Genomic DNA, 6843 nt, shown 5'->3' with positions numbered 1-6843 from the left:
TGGGTAGTAGAATGGACGTTGTCGGGAGATACGTGGGGGGGGGGTGGGGGGAGTTCTGGCCGGTGCCGGGGGGGGGTGGGGAAAAGCTTCTGGGCGTGTCCCGTCGCTACCGATCAAAGGTGCATCACGCCAGCAGCGTTTCCAGCTGCGCCGGTTCGCGTGCCAGTTGCCCGGCGCCGGCCTCGGTCAGCTCCTGCTCGCCACCGAAGCCCCACAGCACACCGATGCTGCGCAGGCCGTGGTGACGCGCGCCTTCGATGTCCATGCGGCGGTCGCCGATCATCCAGCAGTGCGCCGGCTGCACCTGCAGCCGGCGCAGCGCTTCACCGACCAGTTCCGGCTTGTGGCTGCGCGAGCCATCCAGGGTCGAGCCGACGATCTCCTCGAACAGCCCGCCGAACGGCAGGTGGGCAAGGATGCGGCGCGCATGCGGCTCGTTCTTGGCGGTGACCACCGCGAGGCGGTGACCACGACCGTGCAGCGTGCGCAGCGTGTCTTCCACCTGCGGATACACCGTGTGCTCGCGCCAGCCTTCGGCATCGAAACGTTCACGGTAGTAGCCGACGGCCTGTTCCACCCGCGCCGGTTCGACGAACAGCGGCGCGAAGGTGGTCCGCAACGACGGACCGATCCAGCCCAGCAGCGTCTCCTGCGGCGGTACCGGATGGTCCATCTTCTGCAGTGCATAGGCGATGCACGCGGTAATGCCGACCTGCGAATCGATCAGCGTACCGTCGAGGTCGAAGAACAGCACATCCCTGCCGTGGTCGGCATTCATGCGCCGCGCGCGTCGAGTGCGGCCACGGCCGGCAGGGTCTTGCCTTCCAGGAACTCCAGGAACGCACCACCGCCGGTGGAGATGTAGCTGACCTGCGCGGCGATATCGAACTTGTCGACCGCAGCCAGGGTGTCGCCACCGCCGGCGATGGAGAACGCGTTGGAGCTGGCGATGGCGCGCGCCAGCGCTTCGGTGCCCTTGCTGAAGGCCTCGAACTCGAACACGCCGACCGGACCGTTCCAGACCACGGTGCCGGCGTTTTCGATCAGCTGCGCGTACTGCGCGGCGGTCTGCGGGCCGATGTCCAGGATCAGGTCGTCTTCGGCGACGGCATCGACCGCCTTCACTTCAGCCACGGCATCGGGCAGGAACTGCTTGGCGGTGACCACGTCGACCGGCAGCGGGATGTCCGCGCCACGGGCCTTGGCATCGGCGACGATCTTCTTCGCGGTGTCCAGCAGGTCCGGCTCATACAGCGACTTGCCGACGTTGTAGCCCGCGGCGGCGATGAAGGTATTGGCGATGCCGCCACCGACGATCAGCTGGTCGACCTTGCCAACCAGGCTGGCAAGCAGTTCCAGCTTGGTGCTGACCTTGCTGCCGGCGACGATCGCCAGCAGCGGCTTGGCCGGGGCATCCAGCGCCTGGGCCAGCGCATCCAGCTCGGCCATCAGCAGCGGGCCACCGGCCGCGACCGGTGCGAAGCGGATGACGCCGTGGGTGGAGGCCTGGGCGCGGTGCGCAGTACCGAAGGCATCCATCACGAACACGTCGCACAGCGCGGCGTACTTCTTCGACAGGGCTTCATCGTCCTTGCCCTCGCCGACATTCATGCGGCAGTTTTCCAGCAGCACCAGCTGCCCCGGCTGCACGTCGACGCCGTCGACCCAGTCGCGCACCAGCGGAACCTCGCGGCCGAGCAGCTCGGACAGGCGCTGGGCCACCGGCGCCAGCGAATCGGCTTCGCTCCACACGCCTTCCTTCGGGCGCCCCAGGTGCGAGGTGACCATCACCGCCGCGCCCTGCTCCAGCGCGCGCTTGAGCGTCGGCAGCGAAGCGGTGATGCGCTGTTCGGAGGTGATGCGGCCATTCTCGATCGGCACGTTCAGATCCTGGCGGATCAGCACGCGCTTGCCGGAGAGGTCGAGGTCGGTCATGCGGACGATGGACATGGGCAACTCTTTGGCTCAGGGACGGGATGCCGGGCTACGGCAGACGGCCATTGTATCGGGTGCGGGTGGTGGGAGGGCCGATGCCTGCGGCAGGCAGAAGCGCAGGGCGACAGCAACGGCAACAGCAACAGCAACGGCCGAAGCCAAAGCGCTGGCGCTTCGTGGTGCTGTGGATGGGCCGGGGTGGTGTGGGCTGGCAGGGGACGCCGTAAACCCATCCATGGGGGCTTGGTCGCGGCATCCATGCCGCTCACACCCCTGCCAGCCCACACCACCCCGGCCTCGACAGGTTCATGTGGCGGAGCGGATGGCAAAAGCAGAAGCGGTTTCTGATGTCGGTTGGAAAATGAAGGGGTCAGATCCGTTTTCCTGCGGAAAACGGATCTGACCCCGATGGCATCATTGTTCTGTGGAGCCGAGCGTGGGCTCGGCTGGATCTATCGCGAACAGCAGCCGAGCGTCGGCTCGACTCTACAAGAAGCGCGCAGCCAAGCTGCTTTGCTTTTGCTCTTCTTTTTTCTCTTCCATGGGTGGACGCACACGGAAACTGTCAGAGGTCGGGCGGGTGGGCTGGGCAGGGGTATCCGCGCCATGGATGGCGCGGCTAAGCCTCCAGGGACGGATTCACGGCGTCCCCTGCCCAGCCCACCCGCCCGGCCAAGCGCGGCTTTTCGCTCTACGCGACCAACCGCCCACCCACGAGGGGCTGCGCCGTTCGCCGGAACCTACGCCGAAGGCGCAGGCTTCTGCCGAAGCAGGCTGACCGCCAGGCCACCCACCACCAGCACTCCCAACCCCAACAATGCCCACAGCAACCACGCCTTCCAATCGCGCTGCGGCTTCAGCGCCGCGTCGCCGGCCAGCGGTTCCGGGCTGCCTTCCAGGCGCGCCAGCGTCGGCTGCCAGGAGGGGTCATTGCGCTGCCGCAGTTCCTCGATCAGCACCCCCACCGGTGCCTCCGCCCGGCGTGCGGTCGAACTGCCTACCGCCAGCGCATACGGTGCCGCGCCCTGGCTCAGGAACACCAGCACTTCCGGCTGATAGCCCAGGCGCAGGGTCGGCGCCGTCGCCGTTTCCGCCGGGTTCGCCACCAGCTTCCAGTAACGGTCGCGGTGGATGCCGCCCAGCGGTTGCGCGGCAGACTGCTGGCGCTGGCCCTGGGCGCCCTGCTGCAGCTGGTAGGCAATCCACGGTGCGCTGCGGCGCTGCCATTCCGCGCTCTCGTCATCGCGGCTGAACAACGTCCACTGCACCAGGCTGTTGTCGGTGCTGGCCACGTCGGCGCGCGCCACCGGGAAGCGGCCGTCCAGCTCGAAGGTGTACTCGCCCTTGCCCTTCGACGTCGGCTCCAGCGACAGCCATTCCCACGGCAGCGTGGCCGGTGCCGGCGGCAGCTCGGCCAGCACGCTGCGCAGGGTCGGCAGGCGTGCCTCGCCCTGTGCCAGTACGCGTACGTAGCGTGCGCTGCTGTCCACCTGCAGCCGGCGCTGCAACAGGCGCTTGCCGGCGCGCTGCAGGTCCACCAGCGGCACGTCCCGCGCGATCGGGCGCCAGTTCTGCAGATCGTCGCTGGCGTCCAGCTGCACCTGTGCCTGCAGCGGCTGGCCGCTGTCGGCCCAGTCCAGCACCAGCGCTGCCAACGGCTGCTGGCCAAGCACGCTGGCGTCGATCAGCCAACCGCCCTGCCCGTTCGTCACCGCGCCGCCGCCCACACGCGCTTCAACCCGGCGCACGCGGCCGTCGGTATCGCGTTCGGTCAGCAGCTGCAGGTCATTGCGCTGCGCTTCGGCCAGCGGCGGCAGCACGAACCATGGCAGCTCGCGCTGCACCGGCGGCTGTGCCAACGGCTGGTCCGGTGCCAGCAGCGCCGATGGCAGCGATTGGCCCGCCGCGTTGAACACCTGCAGATCGCCCAGGTCGGCGGCACCGGCACGGCGGTAGATCGCCGGTTCCAGCACGACGCGATACGCGCCGGACTGCACACTGGACAACGTCAACGGCCATTGTTCGGCGTACTGGGTGCGGTACTCGGCGGCCTGTGCCGCGACGGCGGCCAGCATGCCGAACATCACCGGCAGCAGCGCCCTGCTCCACTTCCTCATTGTTTTTCCTCCACGGACGGCGCCGCGCTGGGCGGTGCCGGTGCCAGATACCCCACGACCGTGCACAGCAGGCCGTAGGCGATGAACGATGCGATGCCGAGCAGGTTGCCCAGGTGCTGGCGATCGATGAGTACCAGCTTGGCCAGCACCACGCCCATCAGCACGGCGCCCACCATCCACAACACGCGCTGGCCGCGACGCGAGCCCCATACCCAGGCGATCACGCCAAGCACGCTCCACAGCACGGTCAAGCTGGTCTGGGCCAGGCTGAAGCGCATCATCGAGGCACTCCAGGAGAGGCCGCCCCACTGGTGCACGCCATGCAGCACCAGGCTGGTCAGCGCAATGAAGGCCGCCAGCGCCAGCACGGGCAGGCGGACCTTCAGCAGTGCCTGCGGCGCCTGATCGCTGTACAGCCAGCGCGCCAGCAGCAGCAGGCTCAGCCACTGCCCGATCTCGGCCGGGTTCAATACCGGCAGCCACAGCAGTGGCGCGGCATCACCCGGCAGCAGCTGGCCGAACAACCAGCCGATCGACAGCAGGCCGAACAGCACGCACTGCAGCGGCAGGCGCACGCTGTCGAAGGCCACGCCCAGCGGCCAGCGCAGGACGTTCCAGCGCCACAGCGACAGCGCCGCCATCAGCAGCCACGGCAGCGTGACCAGCAGGGTCGTCCAGCCCTGCGCCAAGTTGGCCTCGCCACCGCCCCACAGGGCCAGCAGCGAAAGCAGCGACGGCCACAGCAGCCACCACAGGAACTGCGCGATGCGTGCCACGGTGTCGCCGCCCTGGCGCAGGCACAGCAGCGTGCGCACACCCAGTACCGCGAACACCGCCCAGGCCAGCGCACCGTAGCCGGCGAACGGTTGCTGGTGCGCATCGCTCTGCATCAGCGCCAGCGGGAAGCCCAGCGCCAGCATCGCCAGTGCAGTCACGCCCAGCGCGCGCGCCGGCTGGCGACGCTGCATTTCCGCGGCCAACCATGCGGTAACCGCGGCCAGCACCAGCAGTGCATCCACTTCGATGCGGTAGGGGAAGAACCGGGTGATCTCGTGCACCAGGCCACCCAGCCACCACAGCAGTCCCCACAGGTAGTAGACCAGCGCGATCTCGTGACGCTCCCTGCGCTGGTAGCTCCACGCCGACGCGAAGCCGGCCACGGCCAGCAGCAGCGCACCAATCGCCGTCGGGTTGAGCAGGAAACGCAGGTCCTCATGCCAGTGATCGCCACCGGCAACGAAGGCGAACGCGGCACCCATCTGCAGCAATGCACCGGACACCTGCGGCAGCCAGCGCTTCTGGCGCAGCCCCAGCCAGGCCAGGCCGGCACCTTCCAGTGCGAACACCGCACCGGTTGCACGCGCCGACAGCGCCAACGGCACCGCCAGCGTGGCGAAGCCCACCGCCAGCACCGCATGCGACTGCGCCAGCACGGTGTACGACGCACGCGCGATCAGCGCCCGCGCCAGCACCGCGTAGATCGCAGCCAGGCCCAGTGCACACAGTGCCAGCGTCATCGGCTGCTCATGCAGCATGCCGGCCTGCAGCGAGAACGCGACCAGCGGCGTGCCGAACACCAGGCTACCGTCGACCAGATCGCGCCGACCCGCCGGCTGACGGCGTGCATACAGCAGCGGGATCAACAGATAGAAGGCGAAGAACAGCAACAGGAACGGCTCGGTGCTGCTGAACTTCTCAGGCGCGTACTGCAGCACGCCCCAGAAGGTACCGATGCCAAAAGTGAAGGCGAAGCCGAGCAGGTTCAGCGCACGCCATGGGCGGAACCAGGCGATGGCGAAGATGCCTGCGTTGAGCACCGCGTAATAGCTGAACAACCCCACGTGGTTGCCGCTGCCCGTGGACAGCCACAACGGCGCCATGAAGCCGGCGAGGATGCCCAGCACCGCCAGCGTGCGCGAGTTCTGTACCACCGCCAGCACGCACAGCCCGGCCACCAGTGCGATCGAACTGGCAAAGGCAAAGCCTGGGTTGAGCAGTTCAAAGCGTTTGAACGCGGCGAAGATGGTCAGCAGCAGCACGCCGATGGCACCGCCCTGCAGGGCCAGCGCAAACAGGCGCCGACGTTCGCGCTGGTGCCAGCCGAAGGCCAGCAGGCCCAGTGCACCCACGGTGACGCCGGCCAGGCGCAGTTCGATCGGCAGCACCAGCCACCCCTGGTCGCTGACGTACTTCAGCAGCGCGGCGACACCGGCCAGCAGCACCAGCATGCCGATCTTGACCGGCACGTTGCCTTCGGTGAACCAGCGTTTGACCGCACCGACGCCACGCTCGATGAAATTCGGCAGCACCGGCTCGGCCGGCAACGGCGGCTGTACCGGTGACGGTGGCACCGGAGGCGGCGTGAGCGGTCGCGGCGCGGGCACTTCGGCCGAGGCCTGTTCGCGCAGCGGCGGCGGTGGTGGCAGCGGCGGGGTGGCCAGCACCGGCCGCAGGAACGGCGGATCGGCACTGGTGGAAGCCGCGGCGGCAGGCCGTGCAGGCGCGGCCTCGGTGGTGGTTGAGGCCGCTGCGCGGGGGGCCGGCGCGCCGTCCAGGGCGCTCTCCAGCGCGGCGACGCGACGGCGCAGGCCGGCAATCATCACCAGCGCCACCACCAGCAGCAGCGGAATGGCCAGCAGGACCAGTACGACCAGGGCTATCAATGCTTCCATTGCGTGCTTCCATTGCGATCCCGCGCCCCAGCGGCAGCGGTCGACCGGCCCATGCTACGACAGTGCCGGCCCCATAAACGACGAACCCCGGCCAGGCCGGGGTCCGCGTGCGATCTTTG

General features: G+C 68.6%; 4 protein-coding genes. All 4 read right to left on the bottom strand.

What is annotated here, in order from left to right; genetic code table 11:
• Positions 1-124: 124 nt before the first annotated feature.
• Entirely contained in the window at positions 125-778 is a 654-nt protein-coding gene (locus AC0Z6F_RS12950) for an HAD-IA family hydrolase (RefSeq protein WP_485616971.1), read from the bottom strand.
• The gene (locus AC0Z6F_RS12945) at positions 775-1950 is read right to left on the bottom strand and encodes a phosphoglycerate kinase (RefSeq protein WP_012511960.1); all 1176 of its coding nucleotides are present in this window, start codon (positions 1948-1950) and stop codon (positions 775-777) included. Before AC0Z6F_RS12945 ends, AC0Z6F_RS12950 begins: the two co-directional genes overlap by 4 nt.
• A 725-nt stretch (positions 1951-2675) precedes the next feature.
• Positions 2676-4052: a DUF3999 domain-containing protein gene (locus AC0Z6F_RS12940; protein ID WP_012511961.1), complete on the bottom strand. Its 1377-nt coding sequence runs from the start codon at positions 4050-4052 to the stop codon at positions 2676-2678.
• Entirely contained in the window at positions 4049-6724 is a 2676-nt protein-coding gene (locus tag AC0Z6F_RS12935; RefSeq protein ID WP_100435164.1) for a DUF2339 domain-containing protein, read from the bottom strand. The genes AC0Z6F_RS12940 and AC0Z6F_RS12935 overlap by 4 nt, the downstream gene beginning before the upstream one ends.
• Positions 6725-6843 lie beyond the last annotated feature (119 nt).

The sequence above is a fragment of the Stenotrophomonas sp. 1L-E-5-B-C3 genome, from assembly GCF_057292075.1.
Note: the sequence above shows the minus strand (reverse complement) of the source record. Positions and strands in the feature narration are given on the sequence as shown.